Annotated in this window: 22 protein-coding genes; 9 read left to right on the top strand and 13 right to left on the bottom strand. The window is 58.4% G+C overall.

What is annotated here, in order from left to right:
• Positions 1-276 precede the first annotated feature (276 nt).
• Positions 277-1,497 carry an aminotransferase class I/II-fold pyridoxal phosphate-dependent enzyme gene (locus KCQ76_RS06520; RefSeq protein WP_046203493.1) on the bottom strand — a complete coding sequence of 407 codons (1,221 nt, stop codon included), beginning with the start codon at positions 1,495-1,497 and terminating at the stop codon, positions 277-279.
• Between the two features lie 132 nt (positions 1,498-1,629).
• Between KCQ76_RS06520 and KCQ76_RS06525 the strand changes: the two genes are divergently transcribed.
• A complete protein-coding gene (locus KCQ76_RS06525) occupies positions 1,630-2,787 on the top strand; it encodes a hypothetical protein (RefSeq protein WP_046203462.1) in 1,158 nt (385 codons plus the stop codon).
• 52 nt (positions 2,788-2,839) lie between these two features.
• Here the strand turns inward: KCQ76_RS06525 and KCQ76_RS06530 are convergent, their stop codons facing one another.
• From KCQ76_RS06530 to KCQ76_RS06540, 3 genes are all read right to left on the bottom strand, one after another.
• The gene (locus tag KCQ76_RS06530) at positions 2,840-3,481 is read right to left on the bottom strand and encodes a DUF3239 domain-containing protein (RefSeq protein ID WP_046203461.1); all 642 of its coding nucleotides are present in this window, start codon (positions 3,479-3,481) and stop codon (positions 2,840-2,842) included.
• 4 nt (positions 3,482-3,485) lie between these two features.
• Positions 3,486-5,162, bottom strand: coding sequence for a DNA repair helicase XPB (locus KCQ76_RS06535; RefSeq protein WP_046203460.1), 1,677 nt, complete (start codon positions 5,160-5,162; stop codon positions 3,486-3,488).
• Between the two features lie 82 nt (positions 5,163-5,244).
• Positions 5,245-7,953, bottom strand: coding sequence for a helicase-associated domain-containing protein (locus KCQ76_RS06540; protein WP_046203459.1), 2,709 nt, complete (start codon positions 7,951-7,953; stop codon positions 5,245-5,247).
• Between the two features lie 75 nt (positions 7,954-8,028).
• Here KCQ76_RS06540 and KCQ76_RS06545 point away from each other — a divergent pair, with 75 nt between their 5' ends.
• Complete coding sequence (locus KCQ76_RS06545; protein ID WP_041628746.1) at positions 8,029-8,229, top strand: hypothetical protein; 201 nt, start codon at positions 8,029-8,031, stop codon at positions 8,227-8,229.
• Between the two features lie 195 nt (positions 8,230-8,424).
• On the opposite strand, the gene KCQ76_RS06550 is transcribed toward KCQ76_RS06545, so the two are convergent.
• Entirely contained in the window at positions 8,425-9,207 is a 783-nt protein-coding gene (locus KCQ76_RS06550; protein ID WP_046203458.1) for a resuscitation-promoting factor Rpf1 domain-containing protein, read from the bottom strand.
• Positions 9,208-9,678: 471 nt separating this feature from the next.
• Here KCQ76_RS06550 and KCQ76_RS06555 point away from each other — a divergent pair, with 471 nt between their 5' ends.
• Positions 9,679-10,071 (top strand): cold-shock protein, encoded by a 393-nt coding sequence (locus KCQ76_RS06555; protein ID WP_012731099.1) that lies wholly within the window; start codon positions 9,679-9,681, stop codon positions 10,069-10,071.
• Between the two features lie 83 nt (positions 10,072-10,154).
• Here the strand turns inward: KCQ76_RS06555 and KCQ76_RS06560 are convergent, their stop codons facing one another.
• From KCQ76_RS06560 to KCQ76_RS06575, 4 genes are all read right to left on the bottom strand, one after another.
• On the bottom strand, positions 10,155-10,754 hold the full coding sequence (locus tag KCQ76_RS06560) for a DUF2771 family protein (protein ID WP_082090338.1): 600 nt from the start codon (positions 10,752-10,754) through the stop codon (positions 10,155-10,157).
• A 21-nt stretch (positions 10,755-10,775) separates the two neighbouring features.
• A complete protein-coding gene (locus KCQ76_RS06565; protein WP_231725367.1) occupies positions 10,776-12,254 on the bottom strand; it encodes an MFS transporter in 1,479 nt (492 codons plus the stop codon).
• A gap of 127 nt (positions 12,255-12,381) precedes the next feature.
• Complete coding sequence (locus KCQ76_RS06570; protein ID WP_082089921.1) at positions 12,382-13,245, bottom strand: glutaminyl-peptide cyclotransferase; 864 nt, start codon at positions 13,243-13,245, stop codon at positions 12,382-12,384.
• Positions 13,221-13,499 (bottom strand): DUF2530 domain-containing protein, encoded by a 279-nt coding sequence (locus tag KCQ76_RS06575; protein WP_046203489.1) that lies wholly within the window; start codon positions 13,497-13,499, stop codon positions 13,221-13,223. The genes KCQ76_RS06570 and KCQ76_RS06575 overlap by 25 nt, the downstream gene beginning before the upstream one ends.
• A gap of 102 nt (positions 13,500-13,601) precedes the next feature.
• Between KCQ76_RS06575 and KCQ76_RS06580 the strand changes: the two genes are divergently transcribed.
• Together KCQ76_RS06580 and KCQ76_RS06585 are read left to right on the top strand one after the other, a co-directional pair.
• On the top strand, positions 13,602-15,095 hold the full coding sequence (locus tag KCQ76_RS06580; protein ID WP_046203457.1) for an NCS2 family permease: 1,494 nt from the start codon (positions 13,602-13,604) through the stop codon (positions 15,093-15,095).
• A gap of 46 nt (positions 15,096-15,141) precedes the next feature.
• Positions 15,142-16,038, top strand: a complete 897-nt coding sequence (locus tag KCQ76_RS06585) for a TrmH family RNA methyltransferase (RefSeq protein ID WP_046203456.1) — start codon at positions 15,142-15,144, stop codon at positions 16,036-16,038.
• Positions 16,039-16,058: 20 nt separating this feature from the next.
• Here the strand turns inward: KCQ76_RS06585 and KCQ76_RS06590 are convergent, their stop codons facing one another.
• The 3 genes from KCQ76_RS06590 to serC form a co-directional block, all read right to left on the bottom strand.
• Positions 16,059-17,153, bottom strand: a complete 1,095-nt coding sequence (locus KCQ76_RS06590; RefSeq protein WP_052722374.1) for a DUF6928 family protein — start codon at positions 17,151-17,153, stop codon at positions 16,059-16,061.
• 75 nt (positions 17,154-17,228) lie between these two features.
• Positions 17,229-18,755, bottom strand: a complete 1,527-nt coding sequence (gene sepH, locus KCQ76_RS06595; protein WP_052723093.1) for a septation protein SepH — start codon at positions 18,753-18,755, stop codon at positions 17,229-17,231.
• A gap of 271 nt (positions 18,756-19,026) precedes the next feature.
• Positions 19,027-20,187 (bottom strand): phosphoserine transaminase, encoded by a 1,161-nt coding sequence (gene serC, locus KCQ76_RS06600; protein ID WP_046203455.1) that lies wholly within the window; start codon positions 20,185-20,187, stop codon positions 19,027-19,029.
• Between the two features lie 439 nt (positions 20,188-20,626).
• Here serC and KCQ76_RS06605 point away from each other — a divergent pair, with 439 nt between their 5' ends.
• Positions 20,627-21,937 carry a citrate synthase gene (locus KCQ76_RS06605; protein ID WP_046203454.1) on the top strand — a complete coding sequence of 437 codons (1,311 nt, stop codon included), beginning with the start codon at positions 20,627-20,629 and terminating at the stop codon, positions 21,935-21,937.
• A gap of 138 nt (positions 21,938-22,075) precedes the next feature.
• Complete coding sequence (locus tag KCQ76_RS06610; protein WP_012731110.1) at positions 22,076-22,435, top strand: FKBP-type peptidyl-prolyl cis-trans isomerase; 360 nt, start codon at positions 22,076-22,078, stop codon at positions 22,433-22,435.
• 51 nt (positions 22,436-22,486) lie between these two features.
• On the opposite strand, the gene KCQ76_RS06615 is transcribed toward KCQ76_RS06610, so the two are convergent.
• The gene (locus KCQ76_RS06615) at positions 22,487-24,043 is read right to left on the bottom strand and encodes a carboxyl transferase domain-containing protein (protein WP_231725368.1); all 1,557 of its coding nucleotides are present in this window, start codon (positions 24,041-24,043) and stop codon (positions 22,487-22,489) included.
• Between the two features lie 158 nt (positions 24,044-24,201).
• Here KCQ76_RS06615 and KCQ76_RS06620 point away from each other — a divergent pair, with 158 nt between their 5' ends.
• Together KCQ76_RS06620 and KCQ76_RS06625 are read left to right on the top strand one after the other, a co-directional pair.
• The gene (locus KCQ76_RS06620) at positions 24,202-25,086 is read left to right on the top strand and encodes an aldo/keto reductase (protein ID WP_046203485.1); all 885 of its coding nucleotides are present in this window, start codon (positions 24,202-24,204) and stop codon (positions 25,084-25,086) included.
• Between the two features lie 90 nt (positions 25,087-25,176).
• Positions 25,177-26,037, top strand: a complete 861-nt coding sequence (locus tag KCQ76_RS06625) for an enoyl-CoA hydratase (RefSeq protein WP_082089917.1) — start codon at positions 25,177-25,179, stop codon at positions 26,035-26,037.
• The last annotated feature ends 73 nt before the right edge of the window (positions 26,038-26,110 follow it).

Raw genomic sequence — 26,110 nt, forward strand, 5'->3', positions numbered from 1 at the left:
TGCACCTGGGAGGGTGTGGGAGAGTAGGTCGCCGCCAACCGTAACGTTGGAACAATAGAATATGTGGTGTTTGTGTGTGGTGTGAGCCGAAACCCCGGGCGGGGTTGGGCCCGCACCACACACATTTTTATGTATGCGCACACCCGAAAAACGGGTGAAGCATTTTATGTATTTAGTAGTCAACCCGGTTCGGCTCGACGCGGGGGGAGCCCGGTACTCGGGTCGGGCTAAACAAGCCCCACACCAGCGTCAACTGCTCTTGCGTCCGCGTCGGTACTATTTTCCTTTTGCCCACGCGGTCAACTTATCGACGGCATCGTCAATGACATTCGCCTTCTTACAAAAAGCCCACCGAACCAGGGTTCGATACTGTTCCTCATCGTCAACGAACGCACTAACCGGAATAGCTGCAACGCCAGCATCCTTCGGAAGAGCAAGACAGAAATCATCAGCGGTCATGTTCTTCGTTGCTTCGCACGTTGAGATGTCGGTAACTACGAAATATGACCCGTCACTGGGGTACACGGTCATGCCGATATCCCTACACACCTTTGCGATCTTCTTATAGTTGCTTTCCAACCGCTGGCTCAGTCCTTCGACCCAATCAGCTTCCTCACGTAACGCGTACGCCACTGCCGGTTGAAACGGTGTCGCCCCCACAAAAGACATATATTGCTTCGCTGTGATCGCCGCATCAACGAGCGGAGCAGGTCCCATAACCCACCCCGTCTTCCAGCCCGTCGCATTAAAGGACTTCGCCGTCGACGAAACGGTCACAGTGCGCTCGCGCAAACTTCCCACGGAGGCCACGGGAACGTGGCGCGCTCCACTAAACACCAGGTGCTCATAGACCTCGTCGGAAAGAACAAGACAATCGTGGGCTTCAGCAACTTCACTGATCGCCAAGATCTCGTCAGTCGTAAACACGTGCCCTGTCGGATTGTGAGGAGTGTTGACAACAATCATCCTCGTCTTATCCGACACGGTGCGGCGGAGCGCTTCAACGTCTAATGTCCAGCGCGGAGTACCCTGCTCGTCAGTCGTTGGAAGCAGCGGGACCGCTACATGATGGCCACCCGCCAACCTCACTGCAGCTGCATAAGCGTCGTAATAAGGTTCGATAAGGACCACTTCAGAGCCGGGCTCGACCAACGCCAAAATGGACGCTGCGATACCTTCCGTAGCTCCGACGGTCACGACAACCTCGGTATCCGGATCAAAGACTTGGCCGTAGCTCTGCTCGCGATTCGCAGATATCGCTTTGCGTAGCTCCGGCACACCACGCCCTGGAGCGTATTGGTTATTGCCCGACAAAATCTGCTCAGAGGCGATCTCCAGCATCCTTCGTGGGCCGTCGCTGTCCGGAAAACCCTGGCCCAGGTTAATGGCGTTGTTTTCTACTGCTAACCGGGTGATGCGTGAAAAGATCGTCTCAGGGATGTCGCGGAGGCGCGACACGATCGGTGAAGATAAAAGTGAACCGCTCTGTCCAGTCATGGAGCCATTGTAAACACCATCGCGGATGACACCGCAGACCGGGCTGGTCATGAGTGGCCGGGGCTCCGGGCAAACACGACGGCTCTGTAAACACGGCGGCCGTATGAACTAGGCGGTATATAAAATAGCCACATGACCAACAAACCCACCTCTGGATCTTCATCGTCTTCTGCGTCCCCAACTAGTGCATCGTCTTCCGCATCGGCCGGCACCTCTGCCGGTATGTCGAGCTCGGCCGGTTCTTCTGCGGGTAACACCGGGGTGGGTCGGTCCGAGGATGTGCTCGCGGGGAACCCCATCCTCACTCCTGAACAACAGCTTGATCAGATCGCGAGCTTTATCTCGGTCCACTACAAAGAGGTGTGGGACATTATTTCCTCGCCCGGGGATTTCTCCGTCGAGCGCGAGCAAGAAGCACCGGGACAACAACGCCAGCTACAAGAGGACGCCGAGCAGGCGGTCGGACGGTTAAATGACATCGTGACACATACCTCGCAGCTCGTTTTAGGGGTGGGCCTCGACCACTCGATCCCGGGAGTCACATTCACGTCGAGCGGGCCGGACATGCACACCGTCAATGGCAACACTGCAGTCTTCGTCCCCTCAACCCCCACAGGGCGGGTAGCAGTATCACTACATGGTGGCCCGGGGTGGCACGGATCAGGGCAGGAACTCGAGATTTTCTGGCGGCCAACCATAGCCGCGATCGCAGAACTCTCTGGCACAACAATTGTCGACGTCGACTATCAGCTTCCCCTCATACGACGGCGTCTTTCCGACGATGCGCAAGGAAATGCTGTATACAGCGATCACGCCGAGGGAACAGAAGGAATCATTCGTGATGCGCTTGCCGCAGTCGACGCGGCGGAGGACGTGCTCAGCAATATCCCGAGCGATACACACGAATCAGACAGCACCACTGCTACGCACGAAGAGGCCCGAGGTTACGACATTGTGGCCTTCGGCAGCGGTACATCGGCTGGGCTGGAGCTCGCAGCCAGGTGGAACAGCGAGCAGATTGTTCTGCAGTACCCTCGGCTATTCCAGACCAGCCCAGAGAACGAGACGTGGCGGAACCACGATTTCAGCCAGGCCAAAGTTCTTGTTCAGAAAGCCACGCGTGACGCCATCGCCGTCGATGCAGAAGGGATTGCTCATAACCTTGAGGAGCTGGGAGCAACCACAACAGTGACTGAGCACCTCGGCTACCACGTGTTGGCTACTCCGGCGGTACAAAGAGAGCGCGCCCAGGAAGCCGCCAACTTCCTCCAGGGCGGATCTGTTCGCTAAGGATCTCTTCACTGAGGTTTGTCACCAAGGGCTTGTTGCCCAAAGGCGCAAGCTAAAGCGGCAAGAGATTCCGCTTCGCACTCATGACGTCTTCAATGCGATCAAGGTTATCGGCCAGCATTTTCCACTGTTGAGGTGCAATAGCAGCCTCAGCATCACGCACAACGTTCTGGTTTTTCGTCGCCCACCCAATCGGCATGGGATTAATCTCATCCCACCGATCCTTATGCTGGACTGACCTCGTCGCCGTGACCGCTACCGACGGAATACGCTCGCCGACCTCGCGCACCGTACCCGGAATCCGTGCCACCGTCCGCGCGGACAGGGCCCACCGTGGCTCATCATCCGCATTCACTGAGGTATTCACCAACGCCATGATCTCAACGTCGTGGGGATTCACCCGGGCAACCATCGCCGGTGCCAGCTCATACCGGTCGTAAAGCGACTGGCCGGATCCCACCATGCGGGGAATGACCTGAACCATCACCAGGCTGAACAACCCGAAGAGCCCCAGAACTATGGCGAACAATACGAAGGCACCGTCGTGACCCGCAAAAATAAAGATGAGGACAGCTGCGATAACGAGGATCCCACCGAGCACGCCGGCACTCACTTGGAGCCGGCGAGAATCTCGCACGAACTCGTTATGTTGGCGGTTAAAAGCCTCGTCCACGGTGAACTGAAAAGTGCTCATGGTGTTAGTCATCCTCAAGGTCCGGTAAATCCGCCGAGTTCACAATCCGGTACGCGTACCCCTGCTCAGCCAGGAAACGCTGACGATGGGCCGCATACTCGGCGTCGATCGTATCGCGCGACACCACTGTGTAGAAATGCGCACTCCCGCCGTCGCGTTTGGGGCGCATCAAACGACCCAAACGCTGCGCTTCCTCCTGCCGCGAACCGAACGTCCCGGACACCTGAATCGCCAATGACGCCTCAGGTAAATCAATAGAGAAGTTCGCGACTTTACTGACGACGAGCGTCGAAATCTCTCCAGATCGGAACTGTTCGAAGAGCTCTTCGCGCTTCTTATTCCGCGTTTTGCCGTCGATGAGGGGAGCGTTCAGCTTCTCGCTCAGCTCCTCCAACTGGTCTATGTATGCGCCAATGATCAACGTCGGTTCGTTGGGGTGCTGGGCCATGATCTTTCGAACCACGCGGATCTTCGTCCCCGAGCACGCCGACAACCGATACTTGTCCGACTTTTCCGCGGTGGCGTACACCATGCGCTCGGACTCGGTCATCATGGACCGCACCTCAATACACTCCGCCGGCGCAATCCAGCCCTGGGCCTCGATATCCTTCCATGGCGCGTCATAGCGCTTGGGCCCAATCAAGCTGAACACATCGCCCTCACGGCCATCCTCACGCACCAGCGTCGCCGTCAAACCTAAACGACGACGAGACTGCAGATCAGAGGTCAAACGAAACACCGGGGCAGGCAGCAGGTGAACCTCGTCGTAAATAATGAGGCCCCAATCGCGCGAATCAAAAAGCTCTAACGCGCGATACTCACCGCGAGTCTTGCGGGTCACGACCTGGTACGTGGCAATCGTCACCGGGCGGATTTCCTTCTTTTCGCCGGAGTATTCGCCGATCTCATCCTCGGTGAGGGTGGTGCGCCGAATCAGCTCGTCCCGCCACTGGCGCCCCGATACGGTATTCGTCACCAGGATCAGCGTCGTCGTCTTGGACTTCGCCATGGCAGCAGCACCGACCATCGTTTTACCAGCCCCACAGGGCAAAACGACGACACCGGACCCGCCATCCCAAAACGAATCCGCCGCGAGTTTTTGATAATCGCGAAGCCGCCAGTCCACGTTCTCCGTCGACAAGGAAATAGCATGAGCCTCACCGTCGACGTAACCTGCCTGGTCATCGGCAGGCCACCCGACCTTCAGCAATTCCTGCTTGAGGCGCCCGCGCTCGGAGGGGTGGACAGTCCACGCATCATCCGCAATGGCAGACCCCAACATGGGCTTGATCTTCTTGTGGCGAATGACCTCCGCCAGCACGGCCTTATCCGTGGCGTGCAGAACCAGCCCGTGGATCGGATCCTTGTGTAACGTCAGGCGGCCATAGCGGCCCATCGTGTCGGCGATATCCACCAGCAGCGGCTGCGGAACAGGGAAGCGAGAATAATTCTCCAGCACGTCGACGACCTGCTCAGCATCATGCCCGGCAGCGCGCGCATTCCACAACGCCAGCGGCGTAATCCGGTACGTGTGGATGTGCTCAGGTGCTCGCTCAAGCTCAGCAAACGGGGCCAAAGCAGCACGGGCCTCCTCGGCCTTCGGATGATCAATTTCAAGCAGAACTGTCTTATCTGATTGAACAATAAGAGGCCCATCGAAGGCGTTAGTGCCCTGCGCCATACAAACCCTTTCCTTTCGTTCTCACCGGTCCAGGAGCCGTGTTCACCGGCTCATCACTGTGATTAGCGCTCCATGCCTGCGCTCAGTGGTCCAGGAGCGTAATGCTTGTGACATGGTGGAACACAATACGTCGAACTTCCGACGAATGAACGTCGAACCCATCAAAATAGCCCGATGTCACAGTTAACGGCTCCATGCGGTATCGCTTAGTTGCGCCATTCTTCTCAACGTACGTCACAATGACCTGCATTCCCGACCGCGCATAATGAGAAAGCTGCGGAACCCAATCCTGCGGGTGAGTGAGAACCCGGCCCTCGACGTCATCGGCATCCTCCCGCCGAACCGCGGCAATCGCACCAGCAATGCCGCCCTCCGGAGTAGGCGTCACGTTCACCGAATACCGAGTCAGCATCTCGGACTCATCCGCTAGTGAGAGATCGAAGTGGCTATCAAAACGGGCAACCGAATCCGACTGTACCGCCATGCCGCCGGCATCTTCCTGGACAACCTGGAACCCCTCGGCAGCCACATCCCTCAGCGCCGTTGCCAGCGGCACAGACCCCACCAACACCGTCGGCGCGATCTTTCGTAAACCTGCCGACGACGCCGCGGGAGAAGCCAGTACATCGTCGACGACCTGCGGATCATCGATGCGCAGATAACATGAAGCCTCGCCACCGCGCACCGATCCATAGAAGCGGCCCACGTCGTTAATGAGGAAAGTGAGGCCCTGGGGAACACCATTGAGCACCCGAAGTGACAGGAACGACGAAATATCCTCAGGCGTGAGACCCGACGCCATCCCGCGGCGGAGACTGTCCTCCGACACTCTGTACAGCGTTGCCAGCCCGGGGCTTTCCACGTCGGCAATACGATCCATCATGCTCGTTGTCGTGTCATCAAGAGGGCTAGGGGCCAGAACGGTCATATCGCCTTGAGCAATGAGCGTCGACGACGGCGCAGGAAACGAAGTCTGGCAGTGCCGGATAAGAGCGACGACATACGCGTCGTAGAGCGACAAATCTGCTGTCGACGAATTTGCTGAGTCCGGCTGAGAGCTACCGGTGTCGTTATTGCTCTCCGCCGAATCGCTCCCCACCGACGCTGGCTGGGCCGTCGGCTGAGGAGCGTAGGTGCGCGACAGGCGTAACACGTAATCGGCCATCGGCGTGGAATGTGTCTCGCGATCTGGGGGAATGTCGCGGAACAGGGGGAGAAGAATGTCTGTGACTCCGGTGGTTGCTCGCCCAGAGATAAGCCCGAATGCCTCCGCATTGGTCACCATATTGGGAACAGCCCGCGGATCCATATAAACCACATGCTGCGGATACATGTACCCGTACGCCGAGTACACATCCTCCGTTTTCCCGGTTGCGGAAGGATCAAAACCTTGCGCCGCGGACAAGAGGTGCCGACGCAGAACAAGAGCACCCGGTGACACCGTCTCCTCATCGAAGACATTGGTGTTCTTGCCGTCCTCATCCTTGCCGACGACCCACGTCTGTGCTAGGGAACCAAACCATCCCATCGCCAGCAGCGCCCACTGCGTGCCGGCATCGGCATGGATCCACTCTTCGGCCAGGCGCGTCGGGCCCCACCACCCATAATCCGCCTCATCATAGAGAGATTCCGGATCGCCCCAGTCGAGAAAGCCGAGGCCACGGGCCAGCTCAAGGAGGGTAATGAGCCTCGTGCGGGTGAGCCCGATATCCGACAATTCTTTTTCCGCACGCCGCAATTCCCGGACACCGATCTCCGAATTACGCAGCGCCTTAAACGGTGTTTGCGCGGCGAACCGCAAAAGCTCCCGCATATGGAACAAGGTCAGGGACACTTCCGCCGCGGCTGCCGACGACAACTGCGCGCGGGCGGGGGAGACGGTACCGATAATGTCCTCGGGCGTCTGCTTCATCGGAACGGGCGTCGGCGGGAAATGAAAACCTTCCGGCGGGCGGAGGGATGTCGGCACGAAATTGTCGTGGCGTCCCGCGAGGTAGTTATGGACGCGGAGAGGAAGACGGACGTAAACGTCGGCCGGTGGTTGCTGGGTGGATGAGTTCGCGCCGCTTGGTGTGCGGCCTTTGCGTGCCGACGAGGGACGCCCGGCCGATTGAGCGGTGTCGTACACCTCCAGCAAACCGAGTGAAATGAGGTGGGGGACGGGGGCAGACGGATCTGAGTTCTTCGCGGGGGAATGGACTCCTCGGCCTCCTGCGTCGTGGAGCCGCTGCAGCACACGGCGTTCTTGGGGAGTCACCGTGTCTAGCAGTGTGGTCCAGTCCTCACCAGTTGGCAAGGGGGGTTCGATGAACGAAATTTGCGAGGTCAGCGACCGTACCGCCTCGGGTACCACCCGGAATTGTGACTCCACTGTGGCGTGATCCGCGGTATCGGGAAAGGGGAGGCCCCAGACAAGCCCGTGTTCCGACAAGTATTCCAACGCGGAGAGAACATGCTGTTCCGTCGGCATGGATGATTCATCGACACCGACCTCGGCTAATGACGACGTGAGACGATCGTAGAGATCCGACACGGTGAGTGGCCCGCAGTTCCGGCCGTGATCTGTCAGATCGGCCATGACCTCAAGGCAGGCCGACGACAGCATATCGAGGGCTTCGACAGTCTGTGTGACCGTAAATGGGCTGGTCAGTCGCGCAGCTAGTTGGCCACTGCCGACGGGCATAGGGAAGAGATTCTCCAGGCGCTCGCGAAGAATCAGCGAGAGTTGATCGTCGCTAATCTGTGCGAGCCACTCAGACAAGCGATCGGGAACGGAACCGGGAGAAGACATAAACCCCCATTCTAACCGGGGGGCAATCGTTCTTAGTAGGGTGACTAATACGTACTGATCTGAAAAGATGGAGCCATGGCGAAAGATAAAGAACAATATGTTGATCCAGGTTGGCCTCAGCATTTAGAGGAGGGCGAGCACCCCGTGACAGAGGTGGTCTCCCACGTGCCGGGCGCGACGAGCCCCTACGGTGAGGACACGAAGTTCCCTGTCGATTCCAGCGAGCTTAACTACGTTCACCCGTACACCCCTGTGAACAGGCCTTTTAAGCGCTAATTGCTGGCTAACTGCGCGGCTGAGTGCTCTAGCGTTGCTCGAGCGTGCCTGAGCTGTGCGCTATTGCGTGCCAACGTCCTTAGTTCCAGCGTGCCTTATGCCGGGCCCTATAGACCGCTACATAAAACGAACCCCTCGGGAGATACCCGCCAATGATGGTGTATCCCGAGGGGTGCTCGATATAAAGCGCGTTACTTATGCAGCGCTGCGTGACGAGTGGAAGTTCTTCTCCACCGCGTCGTAAATCTTCGTAGCCTGGGCAGTGGCCTCGGCGTAACCGTTCACAGCTGCACCAATGGCCTGGTTGTAGGCACCAACGAGCTCGTCGTGATGAGCGTGGTAGTAATCCGTGATCACGGCAGGCATCGGAATGCCAGCTTTGTTGAAGGCAGCCTGGATGGTGTCGAAGATTTGGTCCAAGCTAGCGATGCTCTGCGTCGCGGCCAGGTCCGTCACAGCCTTCTGCGGGGTCGGAGCCTCGTCGGCTACGTCGGCAGGAGTCTGAGCTGCGGGGGCAGCGTTATCGGCAGGTGCAGTCTCTTCAACAGGAGCGGCTGCTGGCTGAACGGCAGCCTGAGCGCCGTTGGCGTAGGCGTTATCGCGCTGAGAAGGGGCACTGCTCAAGCCGAGCTGCGCGGAGCAAGCCGGCCACGCGTTCCAGCCCTGCTCAGCGAGGACACGCTCGCCGACCGTGATCTGCTGCTCACGGGTTGCCTGGTTAGCGGTAGCAGCGTATTCGGTTCCGCCGTATGCAGACCAGGTGGACGGCGCGAACTGCAGACCACCCTGGAAGCCGTTGCCAGTGTTGATGCCCCAGTTGCCACCAGACTCGCACTGAGCTAAACGATCCCAATCGGAATCTGGTGCTGCCGACGCTGACGGAGCGACAGCAATGCCGCTAGCTGTGATAGCCAAGCCCGACAGGGCAACCTTGGCGCCGGTAGAAATACGGTTGGTGTTCTTGGAGTGCTGTCCCATAAAGGGGTATAACCTCTCTGTGCGATAATCGGCGTCCTTGGCGGACCGCTTCTTGACGTACTGGACGGCTACGCTACATGAAGGTTACGAAAAGGTCACATTCCGGTAGCGACTTGGGGTCGGTCGGGAGCGAGTAACATGGGTAACAGTGCAGCGTAAAGCTATATTTTGACCTAATTATTGACGAAAAGTGCCGTTAAAATGTGATTAAGAACACTATTATTCGTGTGTGCGGCAGGTAGTGCTGCGCGTTTATTGATGAGTAAAAACGTAAAACCTACATACGAAACATCGGGATAGGCTAAAAGTTGTGGATCGTTTAGAATAAGGAGTTTCGCCCATCACGCTGGGATAGTCGCAAGCTCACCACTCGATACACGGTTAACCCGATACACGGTTAACCCGATACACGGTTGCAGAGTCAGATGTCGACATACCCAGCTTATGAAATACAGAGAAAGGAAAACCCTCATGCCAATCGGAAGAGTCAAATGGTTTGATCCCGATAAGGGATTTGGGTTCGTCACCAACCCGGGCGATGACGACGTCTTCGTCGGCACCCAAGTATTGCCCGATGGTGTGGAAGAACTACACCAGGGGCAGAAAATAGAGTATGAGTTTGCTGCAGGCCGGAAAGGTCCGCAGGTGCTCAGGATTACGGATATTCAGGAGACCGGTCGGCCTCGGCGTCGCCCTTCCCATAAGTACAAGCCAGATCAGCTGCAAAGCATGATCCAGGACTTGATGACGCTCTTAGAAGGACATGTTCAGCCGAGCCTTCAAGCGGGCCGCTACCCAGGGCGGAAAGAAAGCCGTCAGGTGGCCGAGGTCCTCCGCGCTGTGGCCCGGGAACTTGATGCTTAACAATCGCTATGCCCGGGGCGTAGCGCGGCCATAGCGCAGGTCGTGCGCCGGGCTATTTCTCCAAGCGGCCACTTATCCAGGCGCTACTCCGGGGAAATGGCCCACACCATGGTGTAGGCATCCTCGTCATCAGACGAATCAGAACCGTGAGATTTATCGCCCAACAGAACGGCATGAACCTCTGCGACTTTCAGTCGGGAACCATCTTTACTTCCATCGATGGTGACCGACTTTTTGTCTTTCGCCTTGTAAACGGATTCGTCATTCTTGGCATTGTCCTCATAAATCGTTAGCAACGACCATTGAGTATCGGAAACCGTCGAGGGGACGTCGATAGTGGCCTTCCCATCTTTGGGAAGAGAAATCTTTGTCATCGATTTCTCCGTGCAGTCCGTCGAACCTAAGGCGCAGGCCTGATAGGGGTCCGCAGTGACGTTCTTCCCCTTGGAATCAGTGACAGACAACGTGACCGTGGTGGGATCCACAGAATTGCGTCGTTGTTCCCAATACGTGAACGCAATTCCACCGACAATTGCGACGAGCACGATGACAGCCATCACAGATCCCACGATGATCATGGTGCGTCGTTCCCGACGTCGCTCTGCCTTTGTCTTTCGACGGCCACGACGGGCTGGGGCCTGAGGTGCTGGTTCTGAGCTGGAGGACGAACCCGGATCGGTCATGGCGTCCACAATAGCGAGACGTTACTGACGTCGTAAATGTGGGACCTTGACAGCGAGGAAAAGAGTCCGTAAATAGCCGACGCCGATGATGATCGACAGAGCGATAAACCCTGTACCAAGTTGCGGTGGAAGAACAATTCCCATCGTTCCGCCGAACACCCACGCGAGTTGACCGAACGTTTCGCTGCGACCGAATGCACTGGATCGCGCTTCTTCGGGGAGGCCTTCTTGGATGGTTGCGTCAAGGCTTACTTTGCACAGTGAACTAGACAGCGATAACGCGAAGGTCGCGACTGCCGTCCACACCAACCCAGGCCAGATGGCTGCGGAAATGACCGTCGCCCACGCAATAGCTGCAATCGTGAGCACAGTAACTCGTGGTGCACCGAGGGGGATCCTCGCGCCCAATAAATTCCCCGAGAACGTGCCGACGCTTCCTGCAGCACCCGCGACGGCCAGCATTGCTAGCTGCTCCCAAGCACTCAGCCCGTGGGTCGATTTGGCAGCAAAAGCGACGAAAATCGTGAGGAATCCAGTGCCAGACCGGCTGGTCATGACCGACCACAAACACGCCTTGGCGTCGTGGGGGAAAGGAACGATATGAAGCTGTTGGGCCGCACGGGTGACGCGTCGACGGACGGCCCAACGATGCGGTGAAGACTGTGACGCTGACTGGTCTGGTGGTGCAGTATCGGTTGCTGTCCCGTCAGCAGCGTCAGTGGTGGTCTTGGCAGGAGCGGCACCCGTCATCGTCAGGGGAGACGTGGTGGTCCACTCGTCGGGCGACGATTCTGCTTTTCGCGGAATCAGTACGCAGGAATACAACCCCATGAGGGCAATGACAATAATGACCCACAACGCTTCACGAGGCGCGAACAAGAAAGACACCCCAGCCGCAATGGCTCCGACTCCACCCGAGCCCACAATGTGCCCCAAGATCGTGAGCCGTGCGTTCGTGCGAACCAGATCAATATCCGGTGGCATGAGACGCGGTGTCACCGACGACTTCAGTACACCGAACGACTTGCTCATGACCATCATGCCCAGCGCAGCGGGATAAAGGACCCACGAGTGGAAATTCGTGAGCAGCCACACCGTCAATATGATGCGCACAGCGAACGTCAGTGATAACGCAAAGCGACGTCCCGTATAAACGCGATCTAATGCAGGACCAATCAGCGGAGCAATGACTGCGAAGGGAGCGATGGTAACAAGCAAATATAGTGCGACGCCTTCACGCGACTCACCCGTCGTCGCAGAGAAAAATAGCGTGCCCGCCAGAGCAACCGCGAGTGCTGCGTCGACACCAGAGTTGCAGATGGTCGTATACGTCAGCGACGACAGTCCCGACGCCTTCGCGCCGTCGGCCTCGATCCAACTAGCGACTAGGCGCCTGGGAGCTGATAACACGCGTCGAACACGAGACGGCCGTGGTGTTGTGTCATTGGCCGGTGGCTCGTGTAGCTCGCCAGGGGTAGGCGGCTCTCCGTGGTTGTTCACGAACCCATTCTTGCACCATCGTCGAATGGGCATGCATGTGCACATGCACAGGAACCGCCAAATCAGTAAGTCAGGATCCACGAAACGTTGGTGCCCGCGCCCACGGGCAGCTACGTCTACTCCAGCGCTAGCCGTCCAAGCCGTCGACGCGAACCCGATACAAATGAGGCCACAACTTGCCAGTCACATAGAGAACAGCAGGATCCGCCGGGTCGCTGGCCACGCCATTCAACACGTTCTCACCCGTAGCGCCCCGTGACGGGGGCAATCCCGACGCATCGATTACGCTGGTCACACGACCGCTCGAGGGGTCAATGACGATGAGTTCCTCGCTATGCCACACATTGGCCACAATTCGGTTGTGAGCGCAGTCTAATTCGTTAATATTGCCGACGGGCCGACCATCCAATGTCACCGATAGCGAGGAACGCTTCTCGAACGTGTCAGGGTCGCGCCGGGTGAGTTTATTGCTCCCGTCGCTCATGAGAAGGCTATGGCCGTCGTAACACAGCCCCCACCCCTCGCCCTCGTAGTGGGCCGAGCCTGCCTCTGCCAATGACTGACGGTCGCGTCGGATAGCGTGGCCCGATTTCCACGTTAACTGCCACACAGAGGTCGGCGTTGCCGCGATTCCTTCGCCGAAATACTTCCGGGGTAGGTGGTGAGTATGAGCGGTGTGGCCGTCGTCGTTGAGAAAATAAACCTCCGACATGCCGTAGCGGCCAGTACTCACCAGTGTCTGCCCCTGCGGAAGGCGATCTAATCCCTCGGTAAACGCGTCCTTGGGCCAGGGGAGAGTGTCAAGAACTGTGATCGACCGGGTCGGAACCGACCCACGAGTGGCCAAAGAAGAAGTGGATGGTGCGTGCGAAGCCCCGTCGGTACGGGAGCGCTGTGACCACGACGCGACAATGATCAGTCCGCACACCGCAATGAGAACGATGCCCACGAGCATCGTGATGAGGGTTAATCGATACCGTCTTGAACCCATTGTGCTCCACGGCGGACAGCCTCCCGCTGCCACATGTAAACCCCGTAACCTAAAACACCCGTGACGGCGCCGATAATGCTGGTCCACACCAACTGATCAGTCCACCCGCGAGTGAGCCCAAAAAACACTGCACCCAGCACCCATACGATGATTCCCACGATGAGAGCGGGCCGCGGATCTTCGAGGGCACGGGGCAGCCGGGGAAGGGTGACGTCCTGCAGCGGTTTCGAGTGGAATTGGAATTTAGGGCTCACACGTGCCAACTTACCCTTGTGGGGTTTTCCTCCCCACCCGTCCCAAATCTCACCCGTACCAAGCGCTCCTCGGTGCGGCTTCACACTTGTGCAGGAGTTCCGATGTCCAATAATGCTTCCTCCACGGACACGGCGACGGCACCGTCGTCAAAGAAGAAAAGACGATCCGCGCTGGACAACTATTTCCACATTTCTGACCGAGGATCCACCCTGAGCACGGAAATTCGTGCCGGTGTTGTGACCTTTTTCGCGATGGCGTACATCGTGCTTCTGAACCCGCTCATTCTGGGGAGCGTCCCTGATCACACCGGGACGGAGCTGGGCATTCCGCGAGTTGCGGCCGTCACCGCTCTTGCCGCTGGTGTGATGACCATCGTCTTCGGCCTGATCGCCCGGTATCCCTTTGGCATCGCGACGGGCCTCGGCATTAACACGCTGGTGGCGGTCACTTTGGTGTCGACCGAAGGGCTCACATGGCCGCAAGCGATGGGGCTCATTGTTATCGACGGCATCATCATCGTGATACTGGCCGTCACTGGGTTCCGTGTCGCGGTTTTCAACGCTATCCCTGCACCGATGAAGACAGCAATGACTGTCGGCATCGGTCTTTTTATTGCCATCATCGGTTTTGTCGACGGTGGTTTCGTCCGCCGCATTCCCGATTCCGCTCATACCACCGTTCCTGTTGAACTCGGCATCGGCGGGTCTATTGCTTCGTGGCCGACGGCCGTTTTCCTGGTGGGCTTGTTGATTTGCGGTGTGCTCGTGGCTCGCAACGTCCGTGGCGGGCTGTTTATCGGCATCGTGGCGAACACGATTATCGCGATGATCGTCGAGGCGCTCACTCATTCCGGGGCGTCGGTGAAGAATGGCCAGCCCAACCCCAAGGGCTGGAACTTGGCGGTCCCCGGTATTCCCGATTCGTGGGCGGGTGCCCCGGATTTGTCGTTGGTGGGCAAGGTAGACCTGGTTGGTGCGTTCACCGAGGTGGGAGTGCTGACGGCCACGCTGTTGGTGTTCACCCTTGTCCTGGCCAACTTCTTCGACGCCATGGGGACGATGACTGGTTTAGGTAAGCAAGCCGGTTTGGTTGATGAGACCGGCGTTTTGCCGGATATGAAGCAGGCGCTGGTTGTGGAGGGCACCGGCGCGATCGTCGGTGGCGCGGTCTCCTCGTCGTCGAACACAGTATTCGTGGATTCTGCCGCAGGTATTGCCGATGGTGCCCGCACAGGCATGGCAAATGTCGTGACCGGTGTTTTATTCCTCGTTGCCATGTTCCTGACCCCGCTCTACGAGGTTGTTCCCACAGAGGCAGCTGCTCCGGTGCTGGTTATCGTGGGTGCCTTGATGGTGGGACAAATTCGCGAAATTGATTTTTCACAATTCACGACGGCCTTGCCGGCGTTTTTAACGATCGTGGTCATGCCTTTCACGTATTCCATTGCTAACGGTATTGGGATAGGTTTCATTACTTACGCCGTGATGGAAACGGCAGCCGGGCGGGCAAGGAAAGTTCACCCGTTGATGTGGATTGTGGCGATCTTGTTCGTTGTGTACTTCGGCATCGATCCCATCCGGGACGCCGTGAGCTAGATGAGGGATGCGGTAAATGAGTGGCTGTGACTCAGCGGAGGTGGCAATGAACGAGTGTGATGCCGTCTATATCCACGACCCGTCGGATCCCAGGCTCGACGATTTCCGAAACCTCAATCACTCAGATAAGCGCCCCGATATGCCTGGCGGGAAGGGTTTAGTGATCGCGGAGGGCCTCCTGGTCGTTCCCCGCTTGATCCGCTCGCGTTTTCCCGTGCGAGCCATCATGGGGACCGAAGCTAAGCTTCATTCACTTCTTGCCGACGCTAACCTCGCGGAGACCATCGCGAAGGCTAGTATCCCCGTGTGGTGTGTATCCCGCGAGGTCATGGCCGAGGTTGTGGGCTTTGATATGCACCGTGGTTTGTTGGCATCGGCGAACCGCGTGGACGTGCCGTCGATCAGTGATGTTCTTGATGAACTAGATGCCCGACGGGACCGCGCGGACCAGCCTCCCGTGAGCGGGACGATCGCCGTGCTGGAAGGCGTGGGCGACCATGAGAATATCGGCGCCTTGTTCCGCAACGCGGCGGGATTGGGCGTGGATGCCGTGTTCTTTGGGGCTGGCTGCGCGGATCCGCTGTACCGGCGTGTTGTGCGCGTATCGATGGGCCATGTGCTGCGTGTTCCCTTTGCGTATTTCGACGGCAACCGCTCGACATGGCAGCGTGGATTGTCGGAATTGCAGCAGCGGGGGTATCGATGTGTGGCGTTGACGCCGTCTGATGATGCGGTCATGTTGCCTGAGGCCCTGGATGGTGCGCAGCGGGCGGCGTTAATGGTGGGGGCCGAAGGGCCGGGGTTAACCGAACACGCTATGCGGGCGAGCGATGTGAGGGCTCGCATCCCGATGGCACCGGGGACGGACTCGTTGAATGTGGCGACGGCAGCAGCGATGGGATTTTATGAGCGCGCCCGGACATCGATAGTGGAGCTTGGGTGACCACACCAGCGACGACGGACTTAGTCGCGCGGTTCCCGACGCCCGGTTTTCCGCGCCCGCGCACGAACGCGATCACCCACAGCGTGAGGAAGTGACGCCAGCGCTCGCCCTCCCCGGAGAGCCGCACGACCAGCACGAGCAGCACCGCGTTTCATAAACGCGGAGACATCAGAGCGGTCAATGTCGGCCCATTCACGTACGGAAAACGGCGGAACGTGGGCGTAGTCGTCGTAATCAGAATCGTGATCAGCGGGGAAGTCGTCATCAATCCATTCCCCATCATCCGCAGGTCGCGCGTGCGGATTGTCAGGGGACGTTGTGCCGTCGCCCGCGTTAGCGTGTCGTCGGAAAGCAGAGTGCCCCCGTCGGGAAGAAGACCCCGAAGCACGATCGAGAGGTAGTCGGGACGCGGGGCGACCGTCGATGGCAAAAGCCGCGACAGGAACGTCCATCGACGTTGACGTCAGGGAAAGACCCAGCCAGGAATGGAGCGCCTCCATGGCCAACTCCGCAGGGAGGAAAGGCAGCTCGATTCCGCGGTGAGCACCATGTGACCGTTCTCCGGCCCAAAACGGCGTTTCAAAAGGCTCCGGCAGCCCCGTGTCCTCGAAAATCGAGACCCGATTAGAACAGAACGACCGCTCGAGTTTGCCTTCGTGCCAATGGGCAAACCCGCCCAGCTGACTGTGGTCGTCGGCCGCGAAAGCGTAGATATCGGAGGCGGGGATCGACTCAATCAATTTCATGGGCAACGCGGACAGGTGCGACACATCAAACTCGTAGCCGGGGAACGATGCCGGCACATACTGAATAATGGCCACACCGTCGAACCCGCCGATATAGATCTCACCATGGCCGGCCGACGTCGACCGATTAAGCGGGAAGTCACCCATGTGCGTGACGGGCCATTGCGGATTGAGCTGAGCAAGCAGTTTCCGCCCAAAACCGCGATCGGGGGCGGGATCATTGGCGAAGACATCCCGCGGGTGAGCAGTGTTGACGCACCAAATGGTAACCGTGGCCGAGGGGAACGGATATTTCACGATCGGCACAGACCCGTGGGGAGTGAAGCCGTCACTGGAACGTGATCCAGATGAATCCGACGCGTGAGCCATGTCGTCCCTCCGTTACTCACAGATATGCCGTCTCACACAGGTGTGCGGGGAGTTTCTGTGTGGACAGTGTCCAGCTTAGTCGTGGTCGCGGGTGTGGTTGCCCCGGTTGCGCGGCGGATCCGACCGGTTCGTTCGCACTCCCAACAAGACATCCTCCCAATGGGGAGTCACCGCTTTCCGACGGCGACGAGGACGGGATTCAGTGTCCGGGTGTTGTAAGAATGCGTCTTCATTCTCGGACGATCCACCGCGGCCATCGGATGCCTGATCGTGGCCGAAGCGGTTGTTGTCATCGTTTCTGCTGGTTCCGTCATCGTTCGGATCGTCCCCGGCCGATGATCCTTTATCCGAGGATTTATTCGCCCGCCTTGATCGGTGGTCATCGAGCCCGACGATTTCCATGCGACCGGTCCGACGGCGTTGCGTCCGTCGACCGCGTCCCCCACCTGCTCGAGAGGGGTGGCGGGGCTGCACGTCGGTGTCCGCGCCGGGCTGTCCTCCGCCCCGGGGTGCTTCATCCTCGGGTGACGAGGGGGTCGCGGAGGTAGCGTCGTCGAAGCCCTCCGCGGTTTCGTCATAATCGAAGTCGGGGTCGCCGTCGGTGTGCAGCCCGTGGATCTGCCCTGATTCCTGACTGCCATCGTCGGAATTCATTGCCGACGAGAAACGCGCGGATCCTTCCTGGCCCCTGGTACGAGACCGGGGGCGTCCGGGGGAGGGGCGGCCGAAGTCGGGGTCGACAAGTTCCGTGGCGGCTTCATTGCGTGCCACTGTCGTGGCGGAGAGCCTGTCGGAGTGGTAGCTCCATTCCGCGGTGACGTCGGACATACCGGATGTCCAGGTCAGGGTGATGATCCACAGTCGGGCGTCGTTGCGGTAGGCGTCCCACGTGGCTTCCGAGAGGTCCATTCCGCGCGCTGTGAATGCCGTGGCGAGGACGTCGTCGAGAGTCAGTGTGGACGGGCCGTCTTGTCGAACGGGGTGCGATTGGCGGGCGACGGTGGTCATGCGCTCGCGCTCGGCGAGGATGGGGTGCGCGAAGGGCTCGATTTTGCCTTGCGACATCCCGGAGGCGCGGGCGAGGTCTTCGATGGATTCGCCGCCGCGGATGCGCGCCTGGATTTCTCGCGGGGTCAGGACGACGGTCGGGGTCGACGGAGCCGTCAGCGATTCGCTGTGTTCTGTTGTGGCCGTGTCAGATCCTGCGCTGGAACCCTCGTCACCGGAGTCTTTGTCATTATCGACGCCGGAAACGTTGTCTGTGTGTGACGAACCGGAATCGCCGGATTGAGGTGCCGCTTCTGCTGGGGCATCGGTGCTGGTGGAGCCGGTCGAGCCGGGGGCGTCGGAAGCGTCGGAGACGTTGTCACCCAGCAACCATCGGAGGGTAGATCTCGTGTCCGCAGTGAGCCGCAGCCTGAAGTGCGTTGGGCCGGTGTTGTCCTCCTGCGAGGAATCCGTCGCAGAAACCTCGGGGGAGCCGTTCGAGGAAACCTCAGCTGAATCCCCCGCGGAGGATGCGTCGGGACTGTGTGGTTCCGAGGCAGCAAAAACCAGGTAGTCGTCGGTGCATTCCTCGGGGACGAGGGAAATTGTCTGCATTACTACCTCCTGGTCACATAAGCCGGGGGAACTCCCATTCCTTATGCCAGCGTTCACTCGCGTTCGCTGCCTTTTATTCTCGTTCACCGTTTTACGCTTATGCGAAGGCGCCAGAGAACGAATGGCAATGAATGGCCGCGAATGGCAAGCCATACATATCCCGACTTTTTCTCAGATACCCCTTTACCTTAGCTGGATTAAGCAAATAGCGGTGATATACGCGCTGGATAGTGCGCGAGATCTGGTCCGCTACGCCCCGGAGTAACTGCTACTACGCGCTCTTGTTGGCTAGTTCATTGTCCAGAATGTAATCAATGGCAGATACTAATTTCTCTACATCCGCGGTATCGATAGCCGGGAATGTGCCAATACGCAGCTGGTTTCGTCCAAGCTTGCGGTAAGGCTCAGTATCCAACACACCATTAGCGCGCAAGATGGCGGCGATTCGCGCTGCGTCGATGGCGTCGTCGAAATCAACAGTCGTGACGACGAGGGACCGCCCCTGTGGATCGGCGACGAATGGTTGCGTCTCGGGGCGCTTTTCAGCCCAATCGTAAATAACGCGTGACGACGCAGACGTCCGCTGGACCATTCCGTCGAGCCCGCCGTTGCTATTCATCCACTGCACTTGTTGATCCATCATGAGCAGCGTCGCTACTGCTGGCGTGTTATACGTTTGGTTCTTCCGAGAATTATTCACCGCAGTCTGCAAATCCAGGAACGCAGGAATAAATCGATCCGACTGCGAAATCCGCTCAATCCTTTCCAGCGCGGCCGGGCTCATCGCAGCGAACCACAGGCCACCATCGGACGCGAAGCATTTCTGCGGCGAAAAATAGTAAGCATCCGCATTCCGAATATCGACGGGTAAACCACCAGCTCCCGAGGTCGCGTCGATAAGGACGAGCGCGTCACCAGACGGCCGCTCCACGGGAACCATCGCCCCCGTCGACGTCTCGTTATGTGCCCACGCAACAACGTCCGCGTCGACATTGTTAAGTTCCGACGGGGAAGGGGCGGTGCCAGGATCACTTTCGAGGACGATCGGGGCGTCCAACCAGGGGGCTCGCTCGGATGCGGCAGCGAACTTGCCGGAAAACTCCCCGTACTTCAGATGAGCGGAACGACGTTCAATCAAGCCGAAGGTCGCTGCGTCCCAGAACGCGGTGGCCCCGCCCAGTGAAGCGACGATTTCGTACCCGTCGGGAAGCTGGAAGAGCGACGTCAGGCCTTCCTGAATAGAGGCGACGATATTTTTGACCCCGGGCTTGCGGTGGGAGGTTCCCATAATGGTGGTCGCGCCCTGATCAATGGCCTTTATTTGCTCCGGGCGGATTTTGGAGGGGCCACAACCGAAGCGGCCGTCGTGGGGGAGGAGTTCCTGAGGCAGTTGAGGTGCGTCGGAGGGAGTTGATGATGTGGTGGGTGTCATGGATGGCTCGTATATCTCTAGAGACTGTGCGTTGGTGGGGATCATAGTGACGCGGCCGTGAATAAGCGAATAAAACCCACAAAACTGTTTAAAATGCGTACACTGACCTCAAATCAGCCGGTGAGTAACCCTGAAAGAGGGTGGAATTCTGGCCATTGATTGGTAACTGTCGTCCACGTCACAACCTTTGTTAAACTGTGCGGCATACCATTACTCGGGTATGTCTGCTGTCGCCCCCACGTGAGTGAGGTTCTACACTAGATCGTGAAGAGGGCAGGTCTTCAGTATTTGTCTTGTCGTCCACATGATGGATGCCGTGAATCGGTGAACATCGACCAAGAAAGAGAAGGCCGCCCTCGAAAGTGTATGAGTGCAGGGAAAACTTAAGCGAGCATCAGCTCCATACGGCATAACCACTGCTTTCGGAGAAAGGGAAAACATGGCTGACAACAATGCTGCAGAGGCCAAGGACAAGGCTGTACTTACCTACCCGGGAGGCAGCTATGAAATGCCGATCGTTAAAGCAACCGATGGGAACGATGGCATTGCCCTAGGAAAGCTGCTCCAGGAAACTGGCTACGTTACCCTCGATCCGGGGTATGTAAATACAGGTTCCACGCTGTCCAATATCACCTATATTGATGGTGCAAATGGGATTCTTCGCTACCGCGGATACCCCATCGAAGAATTGGCCGAGAAGGCAACCTTCAACGAAGTCTCTTACCTACTGATTAACGGTGAGCTTCCCAACCAAGAACAGCTCGACGAATTCAACCGCAATATTCGCCGGCATACCTTGGTTGATGAAGACTTCAAGGATCACTTCTCTATTTTCCCGCGGTCATCACACCCCATGGCCGTTATTGCTTCTGCGTTGAACGTGTTGTCCACCTACTACCAGGATTCGCTCGACCCGCTCGACCCGAATATGCAGAAGCTCAACACCTATCGCCTTATGGCGAAGGTTCCCGTGCTGGCTGCCTACTCCCACCGCGCACGTCGTGGTCAGCCGTTCATGTACCCGGATAACGGCCTGAACGCTCGCCAGAACTTCATGCGCATGATGTTCGGCTACCCGACGGAGGACTACGAAGTTGACCCCGTCCTGACGAAGGCTCTTGACCAGCTCCTTATTCTCCACGCGGACCACGAGCAGAACTGCTCCACATCGACGGTTCGCATGGTGTCCTCCGCGCAGGCCAACATGTTCGTGTCCATCGCCGCGGGCTTCAATGCTCTGTCCGGCCCGCTTCACGGTGGTGCTAACCAGGCAGTTCTGGAAATGCTCCAGGAGATCAAGGACAACGGCGGCGACGCGACCGAGTTCATGAACAAGGTGAAGAACAAGGAAGACGGCGTGAAGCTGATGGGCTTCGGCCACCGCGTCTACAAGAGCTACGATCCGCGCGCTGCAATTGTGAAGAAGACCGCAGACCGCGTGCTCAACCACCTTGGCGTCAACGACGATCTCCTCGAAATCGCCGTGAACCTGGAAGAAATCGCGCTCAAGGACGACTACTTCATCGACCGCAAGCTGTACCCGAATGTCGACTTCTACACTGGCCTCATTTACCGGGCCATGGGCTTCCCGACCAACTTCTTCACCGTTCTGTTCGGCATGGGCCGCCTGCCGGGTTGGATTGCCCAACACCTCGAGCTCGTGAACGACAAGTCGTCGCGCATCAACCGCCCGCGTCAGGTGTACACGGGGTACTCTGAGCGCCACGTCGTCCCGCGCAAAGAACGCTAAACACGAAGATCCGGTGCCACGAGGCACCCCGCCGTGAGCCAAGTTCGTCATTACCAGCTACTCTGGTGAGCCGAGCTTGGCTCATTGCTTTGTCAGTCCCCCTGTACCAGCGAGTCTGAAACAAAAGGAGAAAATCTCATGAGTAAGCCAACTATCGAAGTCCAATCGGGTCCTGCCCCGCAAGACCTCCTCATTGAAGACATCACGGTAGGGGACGGTCCTGAAGCGCAAGCGGGATCGAATGTTGAGGTTCACTACGTGGGTGTGGACTTCGAAACCGGCGAAGAATTCGATTCCTCATGGGATCGTGGGCAAACCATCACGTTCCCGCTCACCGGCCTGATTGCCGGCTGGCAGGAAGGCATTCCGGGCATGCGCGTTGGGGGACGTCGCAAGCTGACCATTCCGCCGGACATGGCGTATGGGCCCGCCGGCACCGGCCACCCGCTCGGTGGCCGAACCCTCGTGTTCGTTATCGATCTGGTGGACGTGAAGTAAGAGAACCTACGCGGCGCCTACGCGACCGTGGTTCTTCCGCGCAGACGGCTCTCACACGATGGTGGCGAGCCGTTCATAATGCGCCAGACGCTGCTCACGTCCACGTCGCAAAGTCGAATTCAACTTGATCTCCCACAAGGCGTGAGCAATCGAGTCAATTATCACCTTGCTGTCGGCCTCGGCATCGGTGCTGTCCAATGCGGGAATAAGACGGTCGACGATGCCGCGTTCGTGAAGCTTATCCGCCGCAACGGACTGGTTTTCCATCATCGTCGGCGCATGATCGACATCCCGATAAATAATAGCGCTGGCTCCCTCCGGGGGAAGAGGCGCCAACCACGCATCTTCACAGGCCAGAACCTGATCAGCAGGAATCATCGAGAGCGCGGCACCTCCACACCCCTGGCCGATAATGACCGACACTGTAGGCACGTCGATATCGAGAATCTCAGCCAGCGTGCGCGCGATGGAACGAGCCATTCCAGTCCGCTCCGCGCGATCTGACAGCTCACCACCAGGAGTATCGATAACGCTGACCAGTGGGATCCCCAACTCATGGGCCAACGTAATGCCGCGCCGGGCGAAGCGCATCGCCTCTGTGCTCAAGGGCCAGTCGCCCAACGGTTCCTGCGCGGTCCGGTCCATTCCGACGAACACGAGGGATTGGTCATTGATCCTGGTTAGCCCCACGATCACAGCCTCAGACATTCGCCCGTCCCCGGTTCCCGAGAGCTGAACCCAGTGGTCAGACAGAGCATTCACGAGATCCCCGGCGCCGGTCCGCTGTGGATTTCGGGTTTGGGTGATGGCGTCCCACGCTGACCTCACCTCACCCGACGGCGGCGTCGGCTCGGCCGGTTCCGTCGCATGATCAGGGCGGATAAGAACGTCGAAAAGTTTTGTAAATTGCCGACGAAGGCCCGCGGGATCGATGACCCCATCGATGACCCCGTGGCGGGAGAGATACTCGCCCGTCTGAACGCCGGGTGAGAGAGGCTTGCCCGTCGTGAGTTCGACGACGCGGGGGCCAAGGAACCCCAGCGTGGCGCCGGGCTGGGCGAAGGTGAGGTGCCCCGCAGAGCCCCAGGACGCCATAGCCCCGCCCGTCGTGGGGTGGCGGAGATACACCAGGTAGGGCAGGTGCTGATCTTTATGCCGGTGAATCGCGGCGGTGATCGAAATCATCAGCGCAAAGGCCGGTGTTCCCTCTTGCATTCGCGTGCCGCCGGACGCGGGCGAAATCAGAAGGGGCAAGCTTTCCGCTGTTGCGCGGTGGATGGCGTCGATAATTCGTCGTGATGTCGCAGCCCCGATGGACCCACCCAGAAAAGAGAATTCCGAGGCAACCACGGCAACGCGGTGACCGTCAATCGTTCCGGCCCCGGTGATCACGGCCTCATCAACCCCTGACTTTTCCCGCGCGCGAGCTAATGATGCTGCGTAATCGTCAGAAATTTCTCCATAATCAGGCTTAGTGTCCCAGCTATCCCATGAATCGGTATCGAGAATGTCATGAATGAGGTCATGGGCGGATAGGCGCTCGGGTTGGGGAGCGGACGGGGAGGAGTGAGAAGAGGGCGGAGTAGATGAACCGGAATGTGACACCATTTTTCTAGCGTAACTCTCATATGTCCCCCGCGAGGGGGCTTTAGTGAAATGATGTGCAGGCCGGGTGTGGGGGATAGTGTTGTGGGCGATGGAGCGCCGATTTAGCCTTCTGAGCTGGGGTTCTGCAGGACTGGGGCATAGCGTGTTCAATGGCTCGTATGGCTAACAACACTTCGAAAGCAGAGACGACACAGCAGAACAATGCTGGCCCGACGGCCACACTGAGTGACGGGACTGTGATCCCACGCTTGGGATTTGGAACATGGGAATTGTCTCAGGAGGAGGCGTATTCCTCGGTTCGCACGGCAATTGCGGCTGGATTCCGGCGCATCGATACCGCAATGATTTACAAGAATGAGGAATCAACGGGCAAAGCTATTCGCGATGCTATCGAGAATGGTGATGTCACTCGTGAGGAACTCACGGTCTCAACCAAACTGTGGAATTCCGACCAGGGATATGAATCCACCTTTGAGGCATTCAACACCAGCATGGAAAAGTTGGGGCTTGATTACGTTGACATCTATTTCATCCACTGGCCGTACCCTGAAAAGAATCAATATAAGGAATCCTTCAGGGCGATGATTGAGCTACAGAACCAAGGTCGTATTCGCTCCTTGGCTGTGTGCAATTTTTATCCAGAAGCAATGGATGAACTTGTTGCGGAAAATAACAAGACGCCGACTATTAACCAGATCGAACTCCACCCAGGGTTCTCGCAGGCAGCGATGCGTTCCTTTGACGACCAGCACTCCATTCTGACGGAATCATGGTCGCCGTTGGCCCAGGGTAAGTACTTCGATGAACCAGTTATTAAGGATTTGGCTGCTAAGTATGGAAAGACACCAGCGCAAATTGTTCTTCGCTGGCATCTTGATATGGGGCTCTCCGTCTTGACCCGTTCCAAGTCCAAAGAACACGTGGAATCCAACTTCGATATTCTCGACTTCTCCTTAACGACCGATGAGGTTGAGCAGATCACTGCGTTGGACCGTGAAGATGGGCGCATTGGTGCTGATCCTAGCACCGCTAACTTTGAGTGATCCCCACGCAGCCCGTGTGACACGCGGGCGTCGTGCGGGCACGTTGGCGAAAACGCCGCGGGGGGCTCGCGCGGCGCATAGCCTGTATTTATGACGAATGAGAACAATGTCACATCCGCATCACCCGACGGCGAGGTCACTTTAGACATCCTGCCCGTGGATAACGACACTCCAACCGATGGCGAGCCGCAGCCACAGGTAGCAGTAATCACAATCCGTCGCGATCACAAGAGAAACGCGCTGAACGCCGACGTCTGCGGCCAGATCGCGACATATGTTCACGAGGCGGAAAATACGGAGTCCGTTCGCGCCATCCTTCTCCGCGGGGAGGGGAAGGCTTTTTGCGCCGGAGCAGACCTCGCCGGCGGCGTGTATACCTCCGCTTTCCATCACAATCTCGATGCGATGCTGACCTCTATTACTCATTCGCCTCTCCCCGTTATTGCCGATGTCCATGGCCCGGCGGTCGGTGCGGGCACCCAGCTGGCCATGGCGTGCGACCTCCGCGTCGTGGGGGAGAGTGGCTGGTTCAGCGTTCCCGTCGTCCGCCTAGGTATCGCCGTCGATCCGTGGACGATCCATCGCGCCGTCGAATTACTCGGCGGTGCCCGGGCGCGGTCCTTCCTCTACACGGCTGAGCGAATCGGGCCCGACGCTGCGATATCAGCAGGGTTGGCGTCGTCACGAGGAAACCACGACGACGCCTGGCAGGTCGCCGTCGATCAAGCCACGAATGCTCCGCTGACCTTGAGGTATCTCAAAGCCGTCTTTAATCAGGTAGTTCCGACGGGGGTGGCCCAGGGTGGTTCCTCCGAGGGAACTGAGGATAACGGCGCTGACCTCACCGCTCTTCATGAACGCTTGCGCACAGAGTGTTGGGATTCCGAGGACGCCGCCGAGGCAAGGGCGGCGCGGTCCGAAAAACGTTCGGCGGTCTTCAAGGGCAAATAGGCTCCGGCATAGGCAGCCGAGCGTCGGGACTCGAGCCTCGCCAACCCGGCCCCGGGAGTGGGCGTGGGGAGTC

The organism is Corynebacterium parakroppenstedtii, assembly GCF_019754935.1.
GTDB classification, from domain to species: Bacteria; Actinomycetota; Actinomycetes; order Mycobacteriales; family Mycobacteriaceae; genus Corynebacterium; species Corynebacterium parakroppenstedtii.